This window comes from Methanoregula sp., from assembly GCF_028679125.1.
Classification (GTDB): Archaea; Halobacteriota; Methanomicrobia; order Methanomicrobiales; family Methanospirillaceae; genus Methanoregula.
On sequence record NZ_JAJRCG010000005.1, the window covers coordinates 135,994 to 156,193 of the forward strand.

Below are 20,200 nucleotides of genomic sequence, written 5' to 3' on the forward strand. Positions count from 1 at the left end.
ATTTATCATCGGAAACTGATAATAAAAAATACACTTAATACCAATGTCAACGGTCGAAATTTATACTCCTTAATAATCTATTTTTTAATTCACAGATAATTCAAGTTGGCTCACAATCGAAGAACTTTCAAATGAAAGTTCTTCTCCATAAAAGATTTTCACTTAATTGATACACTCATGGCTCCACCATGCGTAAACAAAGATTGTGCGAAAACCTTTCAATTTCTTACCGGACCCCTAACATACTCCTGGCCGAGGATTACCGGATCGCATGCGCGATGCGTTGAGTCCGGCGGATCGCATCACAACGTGCTCGTGACCCAAAGGTTTGTGCATGGAATTGATTGCATCCACACCGTGAGTCAGACCCGGTGAGAAAACAGATTGATCTCTGATACATTCTCTGAAATACCTTCAACGGATTTTTCAATTTTGCACTGAGGAGACTATGTCAAACTTCCCGGTCTCCGTGAAATATATCCCCCTGGTTACACTATTCCCCCGGGTGAATTGCCGGGCCGCCTCACAATAAACCGACAACGAAAGCGCGTACTCCTCCTCTAAAGCAGCATAATCGCAGATGCTTCCGACTTGTAATCGATCACGATCCAGGAACCATCATCAAATTCACACAACCGGTCAATCTTCCCGGTCACCGGCCCGCCCTCAAACGTAACAACAAACGGCACTTCACAAAACGACCGCTTCACCCGCTTCATCAGGTCTGAAGAAAAGAACCGGGTAACAATCTCTCCGAGCTGCCGGAGATGCTCCTCCGAAAATTCCCCGTACTCCTTCAGCACGGTTGCCGCATCCCGGCCCCGCAAGACCTCATGAATGATCGTGCCCTTCTTCGTTCCTTCAACGCCCGGTAAATATTTCGATGCAATCGGTTCCCGAACCGGTTTGGTACACGGCACTCCGGGCTGCCGGACCCTCTGGCAGGATGTATATTCACTTCTCCGACGTGAAATCTGGCACCCCCCTCTAAAACGGTCATAGCGGCCTCCGGCCAGAGGTTATTTTTTCACGTCCCGAAACCTGTCTGAAAAAAGGGGGCGCTGGACGCCTTCTATTTTGCAGGTTTAAGTGGCCTTCATTTTGCCCGGTTTTTGAAAATACCCCTGAAATATCGTTTTTTCCGTGGGCGTGGACATCATTTCCTGTGGAACCGGAAAACCGGATCGCCGGATTGCCAATCCGGGGCCGTATCGGGCGTATTTGGGATACGGTCTTTCCGGGAGGACAGGTCCTGGTTTGCCTGATCACCCGCAGGAACGTACCTCAAATCCGGGTCCTGTACGGTACCGGATCACTCCTCCGGCCCGGCCGCCTCGCTCTTGTAATAGATCACGGCCCACGACCCGTCATCGAACTCCATGAGCCGGTCGATCTTCCCGGTCACGGGTTTCCCCGCAACAGTAACAATAAACGGCAGCTCACGATAAGATCGCTTCACCCGTTTCATCAGGTCCGAAAAGAGAATACCATACCGGATTTCCTCGCACCGGGATACAGCCAAAGGATCCATACGAATAATTTTTTCATGACCTCATCTTCACATTTTCACCTCTCTCCCCCACCCCCTTATATCCCATAAAACCCAACGAACAATCTAAGAAATGAAACTCATCCACATCGCCGACACCCACCTGGGCCTCGCAGCATTCAACCGCCTCGATCCAGAAAGCGGCATGAACCTCCGGGAAAAACAGGTGTACGATAACTTTCTTTCAGCGATAGATGAGATCATACAACAAAAACCCGAAGCCCTCGTCCACGCCGGCGATCTCTTTGACGTGGTAAAACCAAAAACGAAAGCCTACACAACCGTTCTCGAAGCCCTCGAACGACTTCACGAAAAAGAGATCCCCCTGGTAATAATCGCCGGCAACCACAGCATGGTCAAAACGAGGTATACAACAAGCCCGTTCGAAGTACTGACGTACCACAAATCCGCAATCAAGGCAGCGTATAAATTCCGGTACGAGAAGGTCGAGATCGGGGACACCGTCTTCCACCTCATCCCCAACATGCTCCGGCCCGAAGATTACCGCACAGCCTACGATCAGATAACAATCAGCCCGGACCACAACAACGTGCTCGTGACCCACGGCCTCGCGACCGCGATCAAGGACAAACGCCTCGCGACCGTTGCCGAGCACGAGCTGGATGGCACGATCCTCTCCGACCGCTTCGATTACATTGCGCTCGGCCACTACCACCGGCAGTGCCAGATCACGGACAATGCCTGGTACTCGGGGTCCTCCGAGTTCCTCACGTACGGCGAGATCCGGGATGCAAAGGGCGGCCTCTCCGTTGACCCGGGCCGGCACGAGGTTGTGCCGCTCGGACTCCCGAAGACGGCGATGGCGGATTGCGGGACAATCAAATGCCAGAGCGTACATCCCGGGGATATCACGGAGGAGATCATCGCCCGCGTGGAGCAGAAAAATCTCCCGAAGTTCGCGATGGCGCAGGTCACGCTTGACGGCCTCTCGCGGGAGCACGGGAAGGGAATTGACACGCGAAACCTTGCGGGCGTCCGCGAGCACCTGCTCGACCTGAAGATCCGGGTGAAATCCGAAGCGGAGGACACGCCGGTCCTGCTCCAGCAGGACATCCGGATGATCGATTACCTGCAGGAATTCGAGGGCTTCGTGGCAAAGCAGCAGATCTCCGCAAAGCAGAAGGAGTTCGCGCTCGCACGCGGAAGAGATGTGCTCCGGTCCGTGATGGACGAGCACCGGGGGACAGGAGAATGATCTCCTTCAAGTGTTTTGGCGATGGGGGAGATGTATTTCCTTGTATGTTCTCTCAATCATTGCGATGCCTGTCGCGCTCCCGCGGCGGTCTCAATGAGCGTACCGGTCTCGCGAATCCGCTCATTACCGGGCGAGGTCCTGACGAAGCGGCCGGGCGATCCCCGAAGGGTGGGGGAACACTCACCCACGGTCAGGACGGAGTTCCGGAAATTTGTCCGGTAAGAGGCTTTAAACCGGGGGCTGCCCACGCGGCGGGGGCGTGGCCCCCAGGAGCGTCAATAAAAAATCGTTCGGGAGCCCACCCATGATCCTCGACCGGCTCGAACTCAATAACTTCAAGCGGTTCCGGCACCAGGTGATCAACTTCCATGACGGCATCACCGGCATCCTCGGGAATAACGGCACGGGCAAGTCAAGCCTCGTCACCGCGATCTTCTTTGCGCTCTATGGCGTGCAGGCAACCGGGATCGCTGCGGACTATATTGTCTCATCGTTTGCAGGCCAGAAAGAGAAGTGCGAGGTCCGGCTCGACTTCCGGATCGGGGGCGACACCTACACGGTCGTGCGCACGTTCAAAAAAGGCAAGACGGTCACGCACGATGCCAGCTTCCACAAAAACAATAAGATGATGGCAACGGGCGTGAGCCCGGTCGAGACCGAGGTGAAGCGGACGCTCGGGATGGGCCCGGTGGATTTCAAAAACACGATCTACGCAGGCCAGAAGGATCTCCTCACGCTCCTGGAGAACACCCCCGGAAAACGGAAAGAGTGGTTCCTCCGGGCGCTCGGGATCGATTACCTGAGCACCGAGAGCCAGAAAGTCTTAAAAGAGGATATCGATAAAAAAACCGGCGAACTCCAGCGCAAGGAAGGCGAGCTTGCGGCAATGTCCGGCCGGCAGAGCGAAGGAGAACTCGCAAACCTCCAGGCATCCATCACAACATTCACCACCGCGATCGCGGAACTCGGGAAGCAGAAGACCGACCTCACCAGACAGCGGGCGGAGCTCGACGCACAACTCAGGGTCCTTGCAGAGAAGAAGGCCGCATACGACCGGCTCGTGCAGCAGCAGCTGGCGATCAAAAAAGAGCTCGCCACCGAGACGGCCCAGCAGAAGACGATCGAATCCGGCCTCGTCCTGCTCAGGAACGATGAGGCCGAGTATCACGAGCTCGAAAAGGCTGCCGGGTCGTATGCAGAGATCCGGGCACGGCTCGACACGCTCGCAAAGCAGAAGGCCGAGCACCAGCGCATCACCGGGGAACTCGGCTTTTGCCGAAAGCAGGTCGCAGACATAAACGCCCGTATCGGGAAGGAGAAAACCCGGCTTGCAGGTCTTGCAAAAGACGCCGAGGAGTATACCCGCCTCGCCGCCACCATCAGGAAGTCCATCGGTGCCGGCCCGGAGCTTGCGGACGACCGGCTCGATACTGCGGTCAACTACCAGGTTGCGGATCTCATGAAGCGGGCCGGCACCCTTGCAGCGCAGCAGCAGCGGTACAAAGAAGAGAAAGAAAAACTCGAAGCCGACCGGGCAACGATCGCACAGGCCGGGCCGGACGGCATCTGCCCGCTCTGCCGGCAGAAACTCGGTGCCCACTTCGGGGACCTGGAGCAGGAGTTCGGATCAAAACTCCGGGAGATGGAGGACAAGGCTGTCGCCGATCTCGAACGACAGGAGAGACTGGAGAAGGAGAAGACAGCAATCGAGGCCCTGCGACCGGTTCTCGAACAGCTCCGGACCCTCGCTGCACAGCTGAAACGCCGGGCCGAGTTCGAGAGCGCGATCGCGGAACTCACCACCCAGCTCAGCACAAAGCAGCGCGAAGAGCATGCCTGTGCAGAGGCAATAACAAACCTCGCGTTCAATGCGGAAACCTGCAGCATCGCAGAGCAGCAGGAGGCAGCGGCCCGGAAGGTACAGGCCCGGTTCACCGAGCTCGGCAAAAAGATCGGCCAGGCAAACTCCATGAAGCAGCAGCTCGCCGATCTCGTGGAACGTATCGCGAAGAGGAACGCTGACCTTGCGAAACGGGAACAGGAAATAACCGGTGCGCCGTACAACCCGACAGAGTCAGCCGGAACCGAAGACCGGATGAAGGCAACCGACACGGCTCTCCGGGATGCCGATGTCGCGATCGCCAATGCGGCACGGGATAAAAAATTTGCCGAAGAAAAGATCGCGGATTACAAGCGTACCACTGAACAGATCGTCCTGTTGCAGAAACAGGCAACAGAACTCAAAGACGAGATCGATCTTCTCAGACTCACGCGGAGCCTCATCGCCGAGTACGTGGTCTACCTCATGCAGGTCGTCAGGAGCCGGCTCGAAGGCGAGGTGAGCCGGATTATCGCAGAGATCACGGGCGGGAGATACGAACAGGTCCTCCTTGACGAGGACTTCAACCTGCTCGTGAGGGACGTTGACAACGATTACCCGATCGACCGGTTCAGCGGCGGCGAGCAGGACGACATCGCGGTCGCGCTCCGAATCGCCCTCTCGCGGTATCTCGCTGAACTCCACCAGGTGCACGAGTCCACGTTCCTCATCTTCGATGAGATCTTCGGGAGCCAGGACGAGGAGCGGAGAAACAATCTCCTCACTGCCCTCCGCACGCAGGAGTCCCGCTTCCCGCAGATCCTCCTCATCTCCCACATAGCAGAGATGCAGGGCGAGTTTGCAAACACGCTTCAGATCGAGATGGGCGCAGACAATGCGAGCAGGATAAAAGAGGTGGAGTGATGCACGAGGACCGGCCGGCCGTTTCTCGTGCTAAATGATGAATTATGCCAGGCTGTCCGTTCTGTTCCAGCGATAAGGTCTACAGTCTTCTCGATACCATGCACTGCAAGCGGTGCAAGAATATCTGGAAAGAGGAAGACCCGGGCCTGCCCGCTGCCTGCGACGCGGGAGCCCCGGACAATACCGTACGAATCAGGAAACGAACCGATCCCCTGGAAACACGGCTGGAGAAGAGACTGGATGAATGCCTCAAACGGTCCAACGGGAAATTCTGTCTTACCATCATGAACTGGCAGGCCGGGGATATCTCACCTGAACTGTTCAGGAGATACCTGATGCGATGCAGGAAAAACCGGTCCCTGGCAGAGACAAAGGATCGCTACGGGCGGATATGGTATTCGCGGATAATTTCCTGACGCACGAGAGGAGTTTTGGGTCATCCTCATCCCCGCCATCCCGGAAATCCACGGCAAATCTCCCGGCACGATGAGCGCAAAGAGAGGCACGGTCAACACCGGTATAATCCCGGGATGGCAAGGGGAACGCCGTGTAATCGTGTATCGTCTCATTCCGGGTTTTCGATGATCCGCTCCCGCAAGGTGATGTCAGGACGCAGGCCCGTCTGCGAACACGGGAGGACCAGCATGGGCATTCCTTTTTTTTACCTAGTGCACCCACACCAGCCCTCATGTCATCAAAACGAACCCCCGACACCGCATGTATTGAGAGAGTAATAATTTTTTAAAAAGATATATCATGTTATAAGTTATTTTTCTTCATATAGCTGGTACGAGTATCCGGCACTTCTTCGCGCAAAGTACCGGACAGGTTTTCTCATGATCATGACGGAACGAATACAGGCAGGGACTGACTTTGGACAATCTTCACGCCAGTTTACTGATATCATCAACTTCCTGCCCGATGCAACGTTTGTCATCGACCGGACCGGAACGGTCATTGCCTGGAACAGCGCGATCGAAGAGATGACCAGTGTACCGGCAGAACAGATGCTGGGATGCGGGGATTATGCCTATGCCATCCCGTTCTATGGACTGCGCCGGCCGGTCCTTATCAACCTGGTTCTCCAGCCAGGTGACCGGATCGAAAACAACCATTACCATATCATCCGGCAGGAGGGGAACCTGCTCATTGCAGAACTGGATCTCCCCCACCCGATCGGAAAGAGCACGCATCTCTGGGCCAAGGCAAGCCCCCTCTACGATGAACAGGGCACCACAATCGGGGCGATAGAATCCATCCGCGATGTCACCCCTCACAAGCAGGCACAGATCGCGCTTGAGAACGCCAGAGAGTTTGCCGAAACGGTCATCGAGACGGCAAATGCGATCATTGTCGGCCACGATACCGCGGGCCGGATTACCCTCTTCAACCAGGCCGCGGAGAAGACGACCGGATACACCCGAGCCGAACTGGAGGGTAAAAACTGGTTTGAGGTGGTAGTCCCCCGGGACCGGTTTTCTTCTGTCTATGAAGAACTCGATCATCTGACGGGGGATGGGATACCAAAACAGCTGGAAATTCCCCTCCTGACAAAAACGGGCGACGTGCGGCATATCACGTGGCAGAATAATGAGATCCGGGAACAGGGCACCATTGTCGGGACTATTTCCATAGGTATCGATATCACTGACAGGATAACAGCGGAAGACGAGCTCAAAATGCTGTACACCAACCTGGAGCAGCGGATTGTTGAACGGACCGCGGATCTCCGGAAGACTGAAGAGGCGTACCATCGGGCAAATGTCAAGCTCAATCTCTTAAGCTCGATCACCCGGCATGACATCCTCAACCAGCTGATGGTGGTGAGCGGATTTTTGGAGCTCGCGGCAAAAAACGTGGCGGATGAACAGACACGGGGGCATATTCAAAAAGCAATGCATGCTTCCGCAGCCGTAGAACGGCACATCGTATTCACCCGGCTCTACCAGAATATCGGCGTGAAAGCCCCCCAGTGGCAGAACCTCCGGACATGCGCAGAAAAGCAGATAACAGACCTCCGGCCGGAGTCTGTATCCGTTGGTATGGATATCACGGGGATTGAAATTTTTTCAGATCCGCTCTTTGAAAAAGGTCTCTATACCCTGGTTGACAATACCCTCCGTCACAGTGAGACCGCAACAGAGATCCGGTTATCCTGCCGGCATAAGGATACCGGTGAACTGGTGCTGATCTATGAAGACAATGGTGTTGGCATCCCCTCTGAAGATAAGGAGCATATCTTCGAGCGGGGATTTGGTAAAAACACGGGGTTCGGTCTCTTCCTTGCCCGGGAGATCCTTGCCATTACCGATATTACTATCCGGGAGACCGGTGAGCCGGGCAATTCTGCACGGTTTGAGATAACGGTGCCACCGGGGGCATGGCGGCTGCAAGGAGCATGATAATTTTGCCGGTCTGTAATTCCATGTGGTAGTGCACAGATTCTTTTTAATCATACCATCTCATCGTGGCATGAAAGATACCGTTGCTGATGGTGAGCGCCGGTCTGCTGCATGAGAAAAGGGAATGCTCATGCAGGGAGAATTTCCCTTCCAGGAAAAGGGAAGCGGCAAGACCGAAGAACCGCGTTAAAACTGAGATCTCACCGGGGCGTGATAACGAACCTGCAGTGATCGTCGCCCATGGCATAACAGGCTGTTTCATCGACCTGCTGGGGTTTTCTGAAGTGTTCTGAAAATACCGCGTCGAGGATCCCGGAGTCAAAGGCACAGGCCGGCCGGCCAAGATACGGGAGGTTCCCGCATTCAAAACAGTCATATGCCCGCAGGGTCAGCGGTGCAAGCGACTCGACATTCAGTGTCCCGAGGTTATGCTTCCGCCAGAAATTCCCCAGGTTTTCCAGCAGCACCGAAAGGTCCTTGTCCGCGAGGTTTTGCGCGATCGTGCGGCCTACCCGGTTCCCGGACTCGCGCAGCACCGGGTCAATATTGATCCCTTCGGCAAGGAGGGATACCCGGATCGTGCGGAACATGTACCGGTAAAAACCAAACGGATCGTTACCGTCAATCAGCCGGCCTGCCAGGTCCGCCCCGTCATCAACCGGAATACCGCCGGTGAGGTTTCCCAGGGCATGTGACCGGAGATAAAAGATCTTTTTCCGCTCGTCCTTTGGATCGATCTTCGAACCGATAATCCCGTCCTGCTCCAGTCCCTTGAGATGGACTGATACGGTTGACTTGGCCCGGCCGGAGACGGAGACGATCTCATCGAACGTACGATCGCGGGTGCTGAGCACCGAGAGGATCTTCACGCGAACCGGGGACTGGACCGTCCGTATACCGGCAGGTGTGGAGAAGAGACCGATCGCTGACGGGTCCTCCGGTCGGGACGCAGGCGATCGTTTCCCCTTAAACAACTGAGTTTCCATATCCTGCAATAAGTTTCGCAACATTCATATATAATCTGTTCGTAAACAATAGAACATTCGTATAGTTACGAACAATGTGAGAACCATGAAAGCCGAATCGTACAAAATCGCCGATGGCGTGTACTGGGTCGGGTCGCTTGACTGGGACCTGAGGACTTACCACGGGTACACCCTTGATGGAACGTCATACAACTGCTACCTTGTCTTTGGTAAAAAGACTGCGCTCATTGACAATGTCTACCCGGGACATTCGGCCCAGATGTGGGCCCGCATCGCGGATGCATTCAGTAAGGAAGGAAAGACGGAGCAGATCGACATCATTGTCCAGAACCACGTAGAGAAGGATCACTCCGGGGCGCTTGTCGAGATCCATAAAAAATTCCCGAAGGCTCCGATCTACTGTACCGAAATTGCTGAAACCGGACTCCTCCGGCACTTCCCTGCCCTCTCGGGTGCAGCATTCCATCATATCAAAACCGGCGAGACCCTTGACCTTGGGGGAAAGACCCTCGCATTTGTCCAGGCCCCGCTCCTCCACTGGCCGGACTCGATGTTCACGCTCTATGCCGAGAAGGGAATCCTCTTCCCGAACGATGCATTCGGCCAGCACCTCTGCTGCGCACAGCGGCTCGACACCGAAATTCCCGAGCATGTCCTGATGGATGCCACGCAGAAATTCTATGCCAACCTGATCGTTCCCTTGTCACCGCTCTTCCTCAAAAAAGCCGGAGAACTCACCGAGCTTGGCCTGATCGAGAAGGTAACCATGATCGCCCCCTCGCACGGCCAGATCTGGACCAATCCCGGCAACGTGATCGGGGCATACGTTGGCTGGGCATCCGGTTCTGCCATGAAAAACAAGGTGACGATCATCTACGACACCATGCATGGCTCGACCAAGATGCTCGCCCACAGTCTTGCAGAAGGTGTCATTGCGGGCGGATGCGACGTGAAGGTCTTCAACCTCCACGAGGACGAACGATCCGAGATCGTCAAGCACATCCTCGATTCAAAAGCAATCATGGTCGGCGTTCCGACCATCAACGACATGCCGTACCCGAGCATCGGGGACCTCCTCTATTACCTGAAGGGGCTGCACTTCAACCGGACCGGCGAGCGGTTCGCTTTCACCTTCGGATCCATGGGAGGCAAGGGCGGTGCCGTGAAGATTGTTGCCGATGAATTAAAGACTGCCGGGTTCACCGTTGTCGGCTCGCAGGAAGTCCTGTACGTGCCGGACGCTCCCGAACTTGACACTGCGTTCAAGGCCGGTAAAGCAATGGCTGACCGGATCCGGAAATAATTCTTATCCCACCATTACCTCCCTCTTTTTCTGCGTATTGTAATGCTGCCTACGGGAAGCCACCCAGGATCCGGTAAAAAAATCATCCGAATGCAGGTATCCCGTTACCCCGTGCTGGAAAACCGGTACGCCCCCTTCGGCACAACGATGACGAAACGCACCCCATTCCCCGGCACACCCTCCTCCCGAATCGTCAGGCCTGTGATCGCCAGTATCTCCTGCGAGAGGAAGAGGCCAAGACCGGTGTTTTTGCCAAACCCTTTCTGGAAGAGAAATGGCTTGTCTTCGGGAGAGATCCCGACGCCGTTATCCTCGTACACGATCTCCGCGCCATGGTTCGTTTCATGGAAGGAGAGCCGGATCCTGCTGACCCGTTCCCCGTGGCGGAGCGTATTTTCTAAAAGGTTATAGAAGACTTTCTCGATAAGCCCGTCTGCAAATACCTTAATGGGAGGGATATCGATGACTATGTCAGTTGTACCCGGTATGGGCAGATGGGTTATTGCAGCATGGGCCTGCCGGGAGATATCCTGCCATTCCGGGGCATTGACCCCGAGACTCTCGTAATATTTCATGAACTCGACCTGGCCGGCGATCGCAGCTGCGGCCTGTTTCTCACGGTTGATATAATTGAGAAGTACCGGGTCTTTTGCCGTATGCAGGGTGAGTTCAAGGTATCCCTGGAGGACCTGAAGCTGGTTCCGGATATCGTGGCGCGTGATGGAGGAGAGCATGCTGATCTTCTCGTTTGCCCGCCGGAGCGCATCCTCTATCTTCCTTCGTTCGGCAACCTCATCGGCAAGGGTAGTATTCACTCGCTGGAGTTCTTCTTCCCGGTGCGCCCGGTTGAGTTTCTCCTCGGAAAGACGTTCAACCATGGTATTGAAAGAATCCGAGAAGTCCCCCATGAAATGGACCCGCTGAGAGAGGTCGCCGCTGGCGATCTGTCCGGTCTGCCAGGTAAGGTGCCGGAGGTTGGCCTGGAGGGCCTTGAGGCAGCCGGCAGTGCGCCCCGTTACGGGAAGATCCTCATAGAGATCCCCCCGTGCCAGGGTTTGGGCAAACTGTCGGGTTGCCGCGAGATCTGCAAGGATCGCTTTCAGCTGGTCCTGTGCCTCTTTATCAGAGAGCGGAACCGGATCTCCGAAAGAGATCTCCGTCCGGAACGTATCCTCCACTGCCTTCAGTACATCCTTCAAGGAATCAGGTGAGCCGGGGGGCAGCGTCCTGCGTTTTTTTTCTGCCGTTTTTTCTGCCATACGAAAACGATCTACCGCGACCGGCGATTCACGTCAAATCTGCAGGTCCGGTCGCCGGTGCACCAGCAGTCAATCTCCCTGACATCGAACGGTTCACCCGTAAACGATTCCATGAGCCCGGCAATGAACCCCTCGTCATAGGTACAGATGCCATAGCCGGTCTCGGGCAGACCCGAACAGTCCAGATCCTCCGACACGGTCATGACAAAAGAGCCCTGCTCCGCGTCCGCCTTCTCGATCCGGAGGATCCCGATATTCATGTCCACCAGTACCTGCTGCAGATTCCGGACAAACTCGTTCAGGTCCGCAGGGATTCCCAGAACATTTTTGTAAAATTCTTTTCCGGCAAGCAACCCGGCCTTGTAGAAGATCTCATCTGCCTTCTCTGTCCCGCACACCTGTTCAATGATATCCCGCAGGGTATACTGCATCAGCCGGTACACTTCCAGGCGTGTCGTGGGGCCGAGGCTGGGTCTCCCGGAGGTGAGATCCCCGAGGAGTACCCATGAGAACCGGTATTTTCTGCCAGAATCTGTCATGATAATCTCTGTCACTCACCGGAGGAGCTCTGTCTCTACCCTACCATATCATGATGTGAGATAAATAGGTTTAGTCTTCGGCAACAAACCGGGGCCCTGATCCGGCCGAAGAAAGAAGAATACTCTTATGGCCAGATAATACAAGGAACGATGCCAGACGTTATTCGCACCGGTAAACCTCGAAAAAACAATCCCCTGTTTCAGTTAAGAATACCGTTGACTCCTCCCGTTTTCTGCCGTTGAAAGGTTCATCAGAACCTCGACAAGGGTACTTCTGGTACATAGGTTCACTCGCATTCCCACCCTCTTATATCCCATTATGCCAAAATAGAATTCAACGTACATGAAGGACGAATACCCGGGTGCAGCGAAGATGGTGGAGTAATGGCGGGCGACTACGAGGTCACCAGTGCCGTGATGGAAGCCGCAGCCCGGATCCGCTCAACGATCCCGGCGGATCTTGTAGAGAAATTCGCAACCAGCTGCGGCATCGAAAAGTCCGACTTCATTCCCTGTACCGCATCCCCGTGCGGAGAGGTCTGCGCTATTGACGGCAGCAATGTGATGCTCCTCGAATCCGGCAGCTTCGTGCTTGCCGCTATCCGGGCGGCCCAGACAACGTTTGTGGACATGGAACGGAAGCGCCGCTCGGTTACGCCTATGAGATTCCCCCTGATCGGCCCTGACGAAGAGAACCAGGACTTCCCGGTCCTGTACGCCGACTGCTTCGGACAGCCGCCGGGAAAGACGCTCTCGAACGAGGACATCTCGCGGGCTGCGGGAATCCTCCGGGATACCGTCGAGTACTGGGTCACGGAACGGATGGCAAACGAGCTTTCGCCCGGCGCCCTTCTCTTAAGGGACGGCCCGTTGAGAGTGTCCCACGAGAGCCACAACCCGGTCCTCACCCGGATCGCCCTGGCATGCAAAGACCGGGAGATCCGTCTTGCCGGAATATCCAAACGATCGACTGCCACATGGGGCGGCGGCTACCCTCTCATCCCCGCAGTCTTCGGGTATGCAAAGACCCGCACCATCCCGGCCCCGTGGTGGATCAAAATCGATCCCGCCATTCTCGACCATACCCCGCACGCCCAGTGGCAGCACGGCGAGATGTATGTCGCCTGCCTCCATCCCCGCTCGAAAGGACCACTGAAGATCGAACTCGCCACGGGTATTCCGGATGCCGGAGAGATCATGAACCGGCTTTGCGGCTGCTCCGCAGACGGCCGTATCCCGGGCTATCCCTATCCCCTCTTCGATGCCCATCGCACCGTTGCCCTGACAGAAGAGATCGTGGCGCAGGTGAAAGGCGAGCTGCTCGGAAGGCTCGCAGAGGCCGGTATCGATCGGCAGACCTATGAGATCCTGTTCGGAGATTACCATGATGAATTTGCGCGATACTGAAACTACGGATACCTCGAAGTACCGTCTCATTGGCAGGAGCGTCCTCTCCTACCGGTTCATCGCCCCCCACAGCGAGACGCTCTACATCGGCGATATCAAGAAGATCGTCGACACGATCAAAGGCGTCACGTTCTTTGCCAAGATCACCGACCTCTCGCATGATTCCAACTTCGCCGATTCCCGGTGGGACACCCGGGCCTATGCCGAGAAGTTCTATGGCCTGGGCGAGGATGTCTTCATCACGGTCGATGCCGTGCCGCTCGGGTGCGTGGACCTGCTCGGGGACTTCCACAAGGCCCGCACCATCCCCTCCAAGTTCTCCATTGTCGAAGACCCGACCGCGGAGGACTTCTTGTTCCTCACCGAACAGATGGGCGAGATCGAGGTCGGACTCATGCGGAGCGGCCAGGATGTGATAAAAGATGTCCCGGTCCGGATCCCTGCCCGCGTCCTCCCGCAGCATATGGGCGTCTTTGCTACGACCGGCATGGGCAAGTCCAATTTCATGAAGACCTTCTGTGCCTCGTGCATGAAGGAGCAGAAGTTCGGCCTTTTGATCGTTGACCCGCACGGCGAGTACGTGAGCGGCGGCAAGTCCTCGACCGGGGAACCGACAAAAGGGCTCATCCATTACACGAACGGCAAGTACGGCCTCTCGATCTTCACCATACGGGGCGAGGATGACCGGAAGAAGTACGCGATGAACCGGCTCTGGCTCGAATACGATGACTTCCGGCTCTCCGACCTCTCGATTCTTTATGAACTCACCTCGGCACAGTACGATATCATCGAGGCGTTTGCCCGGGTCAGCGGGAAAGATGCGATCCGGTTCTTCCAGGACGTTGACCCGGAGATCTTCCCCATCAAGGATCCCGCTGCCGCGGGTATCCGGGAGGGGAGCCTCGCGTACCAGATCCGGAACTCGATGTCAGGCCCCGTGCGGGTGATCCAGCGGCACATCGAGAACCTGACAAACGGCAACCGGGCATTCTTCCGCGAGCAGGGTTCATCGGTGCAGGAGATCATAACGGACCTCCATTCCAACCGGGTAGTCCTCATCGACATCCCGGACATGGGGGAGCGGAGCGAACTCTTTGTCCTCTCGGTCATCACCCGGATGATCATGGAGCGGCACCGGTCCGATGCTCGGGGCTTTGGGATCGATGAGAAATCGGGATCCGGCCACCAGGTACTGATCACCATCGAAGAGGCACAGCGAGTGCTTGCCGCCGGGGGCGCCTCCACCCAGATGTTTCGGGAATGCGCCATGGAAGGAAGAAAGTTCGGCGTGGGGCTCTGTGTCATCACCCAGCAGCCCAAGAACGTTGATCCAAAAGTACTGGCACAGATCAACACCTTTGTTGTCATGGGCCTCGGCGACCGGGGGGACCGCGAGATCATCATGGGCAGCGCCAAGCAGGATCTGAGTAAAATGGAGATCGAGATCCAGACGCTCGACCGGGGCGAGGCGATCATCTCAACGATTGGCATCCCGTTCCCGGTCAGTACGAGAATCCACCGGTATGAAGATTATATCGCCAGGCTCAACACGGAGAGAAAAACCGACATCCGCAACGGGTTATCGTCAGGATTCGACTGATCACGCACATCATTTTTTAAAAACCAGGACAGTCCCCGATACCACTGGAAAAGCGGGTGTTCATGCATAATATTTTACTACGCCACCACAAAAAAACGCACAGGAATTGCCCCTGGCTCCTGAACCAGCCCCGGGTTTTATTTCCCATCCTCGCTAACATCACTCACAGGACAACCAATCATGACTGCCCCCCTCCCCTACCACATCATCCCCAAGGAACGGATCGGCAACGTCATCGACGCAATCTATGCATTCTCCATGACGCTGCTCGTCACCACCATCAGCGTCCCGCCCAAGTACGATCAGGTAAATGTCACCGAACCGGTACAGGCTATCCTCACCAGCGTGCTCCCTGACCTCCTCCACTACTTCATCGCGTTCATCATTCTCGCCATCTTCTGGTACTTCGAGCACCAGCGGTTCCGTCATCTCATCCATCTCGACCGCCCGCTCCTCTGCATGAACATCACGAGCCTCGCGTTCGTCTGCCTCATTCCCTTCACCACTAACGTGGCCGGGGATTATCCCTTCGACACCTTCGGTGCCATGCTCTTCGAGGCAAATATTTTCATCATCGGCATAATCGCATTCGCCCAGTGGCGTTACATCGGGACACGCAGGGCAGACCTTGTCCCGGACCTCGATTCCGTCTGGATCGAGCGCGAAGTCAGCTGGACCCTGGTCTTTCCCCTCCTTGCCATTATAGGGATCATCATCGCCGTATTCCAGATCTATTCGAGCGCGGAAATCTTCCTGCTCGCACCGTTCATCATGGCGTACCTCTTCTGGAACGACCCGGTGAAGACGAACAAACCTGACAGCTGAACCCGGTCCACAGGGAGATACGCGATAATAAAGCCTGGAACGTACTCCCAAGCAAAAACGATAAAGAGACAGAATTATTCTCCGGCGAATATGCGGGAGACCCTGGCGAATCCGGGACGCACCCCGATAAAAAAAACGATCTGGTGTAGCATGAACGCCGGATAATTGGTATTAACCCACAATATAAATACGCTATTCAACAATATCAGGTATAAAATATTTTACGGGGTGTGAACATGAAGACAGAGGATGCAAAGAAGATCATTTCAACCGCTATTGATCGCGAAGTGGAAGCGTACACATTTTACCGGAATGTCTCCGACAAGGTTAACGACAAGAACTTAAAGGCGCTCTTTGCTGAGCTTGCCGGTGAAGAGAAGAAGCACCGCGAGTTCCTCCAGGGATTCCTCACAAAAGACGTCAGCAGGATAAAGTTCGCAGCAGGGCATGATTACAAGGTCGGCGATGCACTCCCGACACCAGACCTGACGATGAATTTAAAACCACTTGATGGCCTGGTCCTTGCCATCAAGAAGGAACTTGACGCCATGCAGATGTATACCCAGCTTGCCAGTGCAGCTGCTGACATGGAGACACAGCTGCTCTTCACCCAGCTCGCCAACATGGAGCGGGGACACAAGGCACGACTCGAGGATCTCTACACCAACATGGCATTTCCCGAAACGTGGGGATAACCTGCGTACAGGCTCCGATGCACCGTCCTGCATCCAGAGTCTTATTCCATTCTTTTTTGGGGGAATTCATTCACGGAATACCAGATGATGCGGTGAGAGATTGTCATCTCCCCACAGGGACACTTGCATCGAGATCTCCACATCCGGATACACAATCGATGCATCGCTACGAAGGTAATTCACATAACGTGATGACCTGGTCAGAATACAGTTTTTAAAAAAAAGAATTAGTAGAGTTCGTTGTTCGATTGGATTGCTGCAGGGACCGTCCTTGTGATGGGGAGCACTGCACCAATCGCGGGTTTCAGTTCAATGGTGAACTGTTGGTTAACATTCGTGTTCGCACCTGACGGGGGATGGAGCTGGAGGGTGAACTGTGTACCCGGCTCAAGAAGGGCAGTCTGCGTCGCACCTTTACCATTCAGTACCTGCGAGACGATCCATTTACCTGCTGTCGGTGAGTTTGTCGCTTCAGTGCCATCCAGTTGGGAATTGGTCACGTCATACGCAATTTCATTGAATACCTCATTATCCCGATAGGTTACAGTTAACTTCGAGAGATCCAGAGACCCTCCCCCGGCAGTGCATGCAACGGTGATCTGGATGTACTTCAGCGCTGAAGATCCGGATCCTGCACCATATACATTGCCAACAAGTTCAAGACTTGTGCTGGCCTGTCCGACTGCAGTGTGCACGGTCTCCTGGCTCTTCTGGGTCGTGAAGAAACCGGCACCGAGCACCACATATGAGAACACTGCCGCGACAACGACAAATGCGATAAGCACAATCGCAGCTTCAAGGCCGGTGAACCCTTCATCATAGTGTGTCAATCGTTTCATTTTCTTCACTTCAGTAAACCTCATAGACCTGATTGCGAACCAGTGCAGGTGGAGCGGTCCGTTGTATCGGAAGAGCTGCACCGATATCGGGTTTCACTTCAACGATGAACTTCTCGTTCATATCGATCTGTGCATCCGTAACAACGATGGTGATTTTATCCATCTCAAGGTTCCTCAGGAGATCCGAGTCTGTTCCCTGGACACGGTCACGTGTGATGTGGGTGGTGTCGCTGTCCGGATAGGTCTTCAGGAAATTGGAGGTGGAAACGGTATAGGCTACCTTTGTCATATCAACTTCTGTGCCACCTGCAGCGAGCTGGAGGTATATTGCAACATTTCCAAGAGCACTTGTGGATGACGCGATCGCTATAACGTTTCCCGATACTTCAAGGGCGGAGCTGGCCTGGCCAACGGCAGTGTGCACGGTCTCCTGGCTCTTCTGGGTTGTAAAGAACCCGGCGCCGAGAAGTACATACGAGAACACTGCTGCGACAACGACGAATGCAATAAGCACAATTGCAGCTTCAAGACCAGTAAATGCATTTTCATGGGTTTGTGACATTTCCATGCTCCATTTTCTGATTCACGGTTGGCTGTGATTCGTTCAAAAACGATGATCTGACATATAACGTCAGTGGGTCGTAACAACCTGGATTCCAACGCTGAACACGTTCGGGTTCGGCACCGGTAAACGATCCAGGGAATGGATGATGATGTTACAGATTCTCATCAGAATCCGTGACCGCATTGATCGGTTTCTGCACTGAATTCTGCTGTGGAAAGTCCACAACATACTGGTGCATCCAGACAACAAAACTCCAGATAACCGATTAGCAGTTCATGAACGGCATATACCGGGTGAGCAGCAATTTTGTGGACTGTAACATCGTAAAATCCATCCTCACGAACCAATCGTTAACCACAATATTACCGGGAAGTACCCTAAAGGTTTTGGTTAAAATCATACATATTAATATACTTAACTATTTAAAATGCAGACCATTACAAACTCTATTTTAAAAAAAAAGGTTATTTCTTCGCAACCGGGTTGAACACGTTCTGATAGATCATGTCGCTGCCGGTGTTGTTCAGCCGTGCACGCTCTTCCTTCTCCTCGACATATGCCATGAGCGGAAGTTCCATGTTGATGCCCGGCGTGTGGCCGAACATCTTCTCAAGCTCAACCTGCTGGGAGTGCATGATCAGCGCATTCGGAATCTCAGCTGCACAGACTTCCTCACACTGCCCGCAGTTGACACAGGAATCAGCGATATGGGAGTACCGGATCAGGTGGAACATGAAGTTGACCGGCAGTTCGCCCGGGGGAACCATGGCCGGGTTCTTTGTCGTGCAGTCAACACAGTAGCAGATCGGGCAGACATCAATGCACTGGTAGCACTTGATGCAGCGGGCGGTCTCGGACATGATCTTCTGTAACCGGTCCTTGCCCTCGCCGAGTGCCTCGAAGTCCTTCTTTCGCCACTTCTCGCCGAGTTTGAGCATTGCGCCCTCGACCTTTCCGCGGATCTCAAGACCCTTGGGGTTGGCGGGCTCGGTGGCAAGGAGACCCTTCTTGACAGCGCCTTCAATGAGTGCTGCACCTTTCTCGGAGCAGACTTCTACAAAGGTTGCCTTGCCGGCCTTCTCGCCGATAACACCCCAGTTCCCGCAGGCAAGGTCTGCCTGGCGGGGGATCTTCATCTTGCAGCGGCGGCAGTTGGACCTGCGGCCGTAACCGGCCTCTTCGAGTTCGTCAACGGAGATACCCTTGTGGCCTCCCTCGTACTCGATGATGAACTGGCCCTTGTCGATCTCTTCCTTGTGAACCTTCTCGGGGTCAACATCGTACTTTGCACGAATCATCTTGCGGGCTGTGACCGGGCTGACCGATCCTCCGCAGTTGACACCGATCATGATGACGTTGTCGAGATTGATCTGCTTGCGCTTGGCGAGTTCGTAGAACGCCATCGCGTCGCAGCCCTTGACCGTGACACCGATCTTCTGGTCTTTGGCCCCGTTCAGGAATTTCTTGACGAGTTTTGCCATGAGCAGCGTTCCGCAGTGAAGGGAACCGGCGGTCTTGGCAAGCTCTGCCGGGTCGGAAATAACAACCGGGACCGCGTCGTAGAGGTCCACACCTTTCGTGACCACAAGGACCGCGTCAACGACCTTGGCCTCGAGGGCATACTTCCAGAGGGCGGTTACTGCGCCACCGAGCTCGGCCTTCTTCTTGATGTCTGCATCATTGGTCCAGGCATAGAGCATATCGCCTTTCTTTGTTGCCATGTTCAGGCCTCCTTTGCGATCTTTTCAACCTTGACAGCACAGTGCTTGAGCTCCGGCATCTTGGACATCGGGTCGAGCGCGGTGTTGGTCAGGTTGTTTGCACCATTGGCAAAGTGCATTGGCATGTAGAGTACCTTCGGTGCGACATCGTCGGTTACCCGTGCAATGGCGATGGTCTCGCCACGGCGGCTCGTTACCTTGATCTTCTCGTGCTGCTTGATGCCGAGTTCCTTTGCATCCAGCGTGTTGAGCTGGACGTAGTTTTCGGGTACATCGTTGTGCAGGGTCGGGCTCTTGTCGGTCTGGGTCCTGGTGTGGTAGTGGAAGATAATACGGCCAGTCATCAGGGTGTACGGGTACTCTGCATCCGCAACTTCTGCGGGCGGGCGGTACTCGATACCGAACATGGTGCCCTTGCCATCCGCAGCGGCAAACTTGCCGATGTGGAGGATCGGGGTTCCCGGGTGCTCGATGGTCGGGCAGGGCCAGTGGATGGCCTCGGGCTTCTCGATCTTCTCGTAGGTTACACCGAACTGGCCGGGGGTCACTGA

19 protein-coding genes are annotated in these 20,200 nt (G+C 55.0%); 10 read left to right on the forward strand and 9 right to left on the reverse strand.

Features of this window, described 5'->3' with window-relative positions:
- Window positions 1-560: 560 nt before the first annotated feature.
- Entirely contained in the window at window positions 561-920 is a 360-nt protein-coding gene (locus tag LUQ43_RS05520; protein WP_299964851.1) for a PD-(D/E)XK nuclease family protein, read from the reverse strand.
- Window positions 921-1,312: 392 nt separating this feature from the next.
- Window positions 1,313-1,531, reverse strand: coding sequence for a hypothetical protein (locus LUQ43_RS05525; protein ID WP_299964854.1), 219 nt, complete (start codon window positions 1,529-1,531; stop codon window positions 1,313-1,315).
- 91 nt (window positions 1,532-1,622) lie between these two features.
- Here LUQ43_RS05525 and LUQ43_RS05530 point away from each other — a divergent pair, with 91 nt between their 5' ends.
- The 5 genes from LUQ43_RS05530 (at window position 1,623) to LUQ43_RS05550 (ending at window position 7,910) form a co-directional block, all read left to right on the forward strand.
- Window positions 1,623-2,765, forward strand: coding sequence for a DNA repair exonuclease (locus LUQ43_RS05530; RefSeq protein WP_299964856.1), 1,143 nt, complete (start codon window positions 1,623-1,625; stop codon window positions 2,763-2,765).
- A 30-nt stretch (window positions 2,766-2,795) separates the two neighbouring features.
- A complete protein-coding gene (locus LUQ43_RS05535) occupies window positions 2,796-2,987 on the forward strand; it encodes a hypothetical protein (protein ID WP_299964858.1) in 192 nt (63 codons plus the stop codon).
- Between the two features lie 82 nt (window positions 2,988-3,069).
- Window positions 3,070-5,508: an SMC family ATPase gene (locus tag LUQ43_RS05540; protein WP_299964860.1), complete on the forward strand. Its 2,439-nt coding sequence runs from the start codon at window positions 3,070-3,072 to the stop codon at window positions 5,506-5,508.
- Window positions 5,509-5,552: 44 nt separating this feature from the next.
- Complete coding sequence (locus tag LUQ43_RS05545; protein WP_299964862.1) at window positions 5,553-5,924, forward strand: hypothetical protein; 372 nt, start codon at window positions 5,553-5,555, stop codon at window positions 5,922-5,924.
- A gap of 426 nt (window positions 5,925-6,350) precedes the next feature.
- Complete coding sequence (locus LUQ43_RS05550; RefSeq protein WP_299964864.1) at window positions 6,351-7,910, forward strand: PAS domain S-box protein; 1,560 nt, start codon at window positions 6,351-6,353, stop codon at window positions 7,908-7,910.
- Between the two features lie 200 nt (window positions 7,911-8,110).
- Here the strand turns inward: LUQ43_RS05550 and LUQ43_RS05555 are convergent, their stop codons facing one another.
- Window positions 8,111-8,896 carry a V4R domain-containing protein gene (locus LUQ43_RS05555; protein ID WP_299964866.1) on the reverse strand — a complete coding sequence of 262 codons (786 nt, stop codon included), beginning with the start codon at window positions 8,894-8,896 and terminating at the stop codon, window positions 8,111-8,113.
- A gap of 85 nt (window positions 8,897-8,981) precedes the next feature.
- On the opposite strand from LUQ43_RS05555, the gene LUQ43_RS05560 reads away from it, so the two are divergent.
- Window positions 8,982-10,199: an FprA family A-type flavoprotein gene (locus LUQ43_RS05560; RefSeq protein WP_299964869.1), complete on the forward strand. Its 1,218-nt coding sequence runs from the start codon at window positions 8,982-8,984 to the stop codon at window positions 10,197-10,199.
- Between the two features lie 104 nt (window positions 10,200-10,303).
- On the opposite strand, the gene LUQ43_RS05565 is transcribed toward LUQ43_RS05560, so the two are convergent.
- A complete protein-coding gene (locus tag LUQ43_RS05565; RefSeq protein ID WP_299964872.1) occupies window positions 10,304-11,458 on the reverse strand; it encodes an ATP-binding protein in 1,155 nt (384 codons plus the stop codon).
- Window positions 11,459-11,469: 11 nt separating this feature from the next.
- Window positions 11,470-11,997, reverse strand: a complete 528-nt coding sequence (locus LUQ43_RS05570) for a V4R domain-containing protein (RefSeq protein WP_299964874.1) — start codon at window positions 11,995-11,997, stop codon at window positions 11,470-11,472.
- A gap of 384 nt (window positions 11,998-12,381) precedes the next feature.
- Here LUQ43_RS05570 and LUQ43_RS05575 point away from each other — a divergent pair, with 384 nt between their 5' ends.
- The 4 genes from LUQ43_RS05575 (at window position 12,382) to LUQ43_RS05590 (ending at window position 16,524) form a co-directional block, all read left to right on the forward strand.
- Entirely contained in the window at window positions 12,382-13,404 is a 1,023-nt protein-coding gene (locus tag LUQ43_RS05575) for a DNA double-strand break repair nuclease NurA (protein ID WP_299964876.1), read from the forward strand.
- On the forward strand, window positions 13,382-15,004 hold the full coding sequence (locus tag LUQ43_RS05580) for an ATP-binding protein (protein WP_299964879.1): 1,623 nt from the start codon (window positions 13,382-13,384) through the stop codon (window positions 15,002-15,004). Before LUQ43_RS05575 ends, LUQ43_RS05580 begins: the two co-directional genes overlap by 23 nt.
- 180 nt (window positions 15,005-15,184) lie before the next feature.
- On the forward strand, window positions 15,185-15,829 hold the full coding sequence (locus LUQ43_RS05585) for a TMEM175 family protein (RefSeq protein WP_299964882.1): 645 nt from the start codon (window positions 15,185-15,187) through the stop codon (window positions 15,827-15,829).
- A gap of 236 nt (window positions 15,830-16,065) precedes the next feature.
- Complete coding sequence (locus LUQ43_RS05590; RefSeq protein WP_299964886.1) at window positions 16,066-16,524, forward strand: ferritin family protein; 459 nt, start codon at window positions 16,066-16,068, stop codon at window positions 16,522-16,524.
- Window positions 16,525-16,751: 227 nt separating this feature from the next.
- Here LUQ43_RS05590 and LUQ43_RS05595 read toward each other — a convergent pair whose 3' ends face one another.
- From LUQ43_RS05595 to LUQ43_RS05610, 4 genes are all read right to left on the reverse strand, one after another.
- On the reverse strand, window positions 16,752-17,363 hold the full coding sequence (locus tag LUQ43_RS05595) for an archaellin/type IV pilin N-terminal domain-containing protein (RefSeq protein WP_299964889.1): 612 nt from the start codon (window positions 17,361-17,363) through the stop codon (window positions 16,752-16,754).
- 10 nt (window positions 17,364-17,373) lie between these two features.
- A complete protein-coding gene (locus tag LUQ43_RS05600) occupies window positions 17,374-17,925 on the reverse strand; it encodes an archaellin/type IV pilin N-terminal domain-containing protein (protein ID WP_363318494.1) in 552 nt (183 codons plus the stop codon).
- 467 nt (window positions 17,926-18,392) lie between these two features.
- Window positions 18,393-19,649: a Coenzyme F420 hydrogenase/dehydrogenase, beta subunit C-terminal domain gene (locus tag LUQ43_RS05605; RefSeq protein ID WP_299964895.1), complete on the reverse strand. Its 1,257-nt coding sequence runs from the start codon at window positions 19,647-19,649 to the stop codon at window positions 18,393-18,395.
- Window positions 19,650-19,651: 2 nt separating this feature from the next.
- A partial coding sequence (locus tag LUQ43_RS05610; RefSeq protein ID WP_299964896.1) for a molybdopterin oxidoreductase family protein occupies window positions 19,652-20,200 on the reverse strand: 549 nt, incomplete at its 5' end.

Excerpts from the sequence above, each read along its gene's own strand:
- LUQ43_RS05540 (WP_299964860.1), top strand. The coding sequence starts at position 3,070 with ATGATCCTCGACCGGCTCGAACTCAATAACTTCAAGCGGTTCCGGCAC.
- LUQ43_RS05600 (WP_363318494.1), bottom strand. The coding sequence starts at position 17,925 with ATGTCACAAACCCATGAAAATGCATTTACTGGTCTTGAAGCTGCAATT.
- LUQ43_RS05535 (WP_299964858.1), top strand. The coding sequence starts at position 2,796 with ATGTATTTCCTTGTATGTTCTCTCAATCATTGCGATGCCTGTCGCGCT.
- LUQ43_RS05560 (WP_299964869.1), top strand. The coding sequence starts at position 8,982 with ATGAAAGCCGAATCGTACAAAATCGCCGATGGCGTGTACTGGGTCGGG.
- LUQ43_RS05550 (WP_299964864.1), top strand. The coding sequence starts at position 6,351 with ATGACGGAACGAATACAGGCAGGGACTGACTTTGGACAATCTTCACGC.
- LUQ43_RS05590 (WP_299964886.1), top strand. The coding sequence starts at position 16,066 with ATGAAGACAGAGGATGCAAAGAAGATCATTTCAACCGCTATTGATCGC.
- LUQ43_RS05525 (WP_299964854.1), bottom strand. The coding sequence starts at position 1,531 with ATGGATCCTTTGGCTGTATCCCGGTGCGAGGAAATCCGGTATGGTATT.
- LUQ43_RS05575 (WP_299964876.1), top strand. The coding sequence starts at position 12,382 with ATGGCGGGCGACTACGAGGTCACCAGTGCCGTGATGGAAGCCGCAGCC.
- LUQ43_RS05570 (WP_299964874.1), bottom strand. The coding sequence starts at position 11,997 with ATGACAGATTCTGGCAGAAAATACCGGTTCTCATGGGTACTCCTCGGG.
- LUQ43_RS05565 (WP_299964872.1), bottom strand. The coding sequence starts at position 11,458 with ATGGCAGAAAAAACGGCAGAAAAAAAACGCAGGACGCTGCCCCCCGGC.
- LUQ43_RS05530 (WP_299964856.1), top strand. The coding sequence starts at position 1,623 with ATGAAACTCATCCACATCGCCGACACCCACCTGGGCCTCGCAGCATTC.
- LUQ43_RS05595 (WP_299964889.1), bottom strand. The coding sequence starts at position 17,363 with ATGAAACGATTGACACACTATGATGAAGGGTTCACCGGCCTTGAAGCT.
- LUQ43_RS05585 (WP_299964882.1), top strand. The coding sequence starts at position 15,185 with ATGACTGCCCCCCTCCCCTACCACATCATCCCCAAGGAACGGATCGGC.
- LUQ43_RS05545 (WP_299964862.1), top strand. The coding sequence starts at position 5,553 with ATGCCAGGCTGTCCGTTCTGTTCCAGCGATAAGGTCTACAGTCTTCTC.
- LUQ43_RS05605 (WP_299964895.1), bottom strand. The coding sequence starts at position 19,649 with ATGGCAACAAAGAAAGGCGATATGCTCTATGCCTGGACCAATGATGCA.
- LUQ43_RS05555 (WP_299964866.1), bottom strand. The coding sequence starts at position 8,896 with ATGGAAACTCAGTTGTTTAAGGGGAAACGATCGCCTGCGTCCCGACCG.
- LUQ43_RS05580 (WP_299964879.1), top strand. The coding sequence starts at position 13,382 with ATGATGAATTTGCGCGATACTGAAACTACGGATACCTCGAAGTACCGT.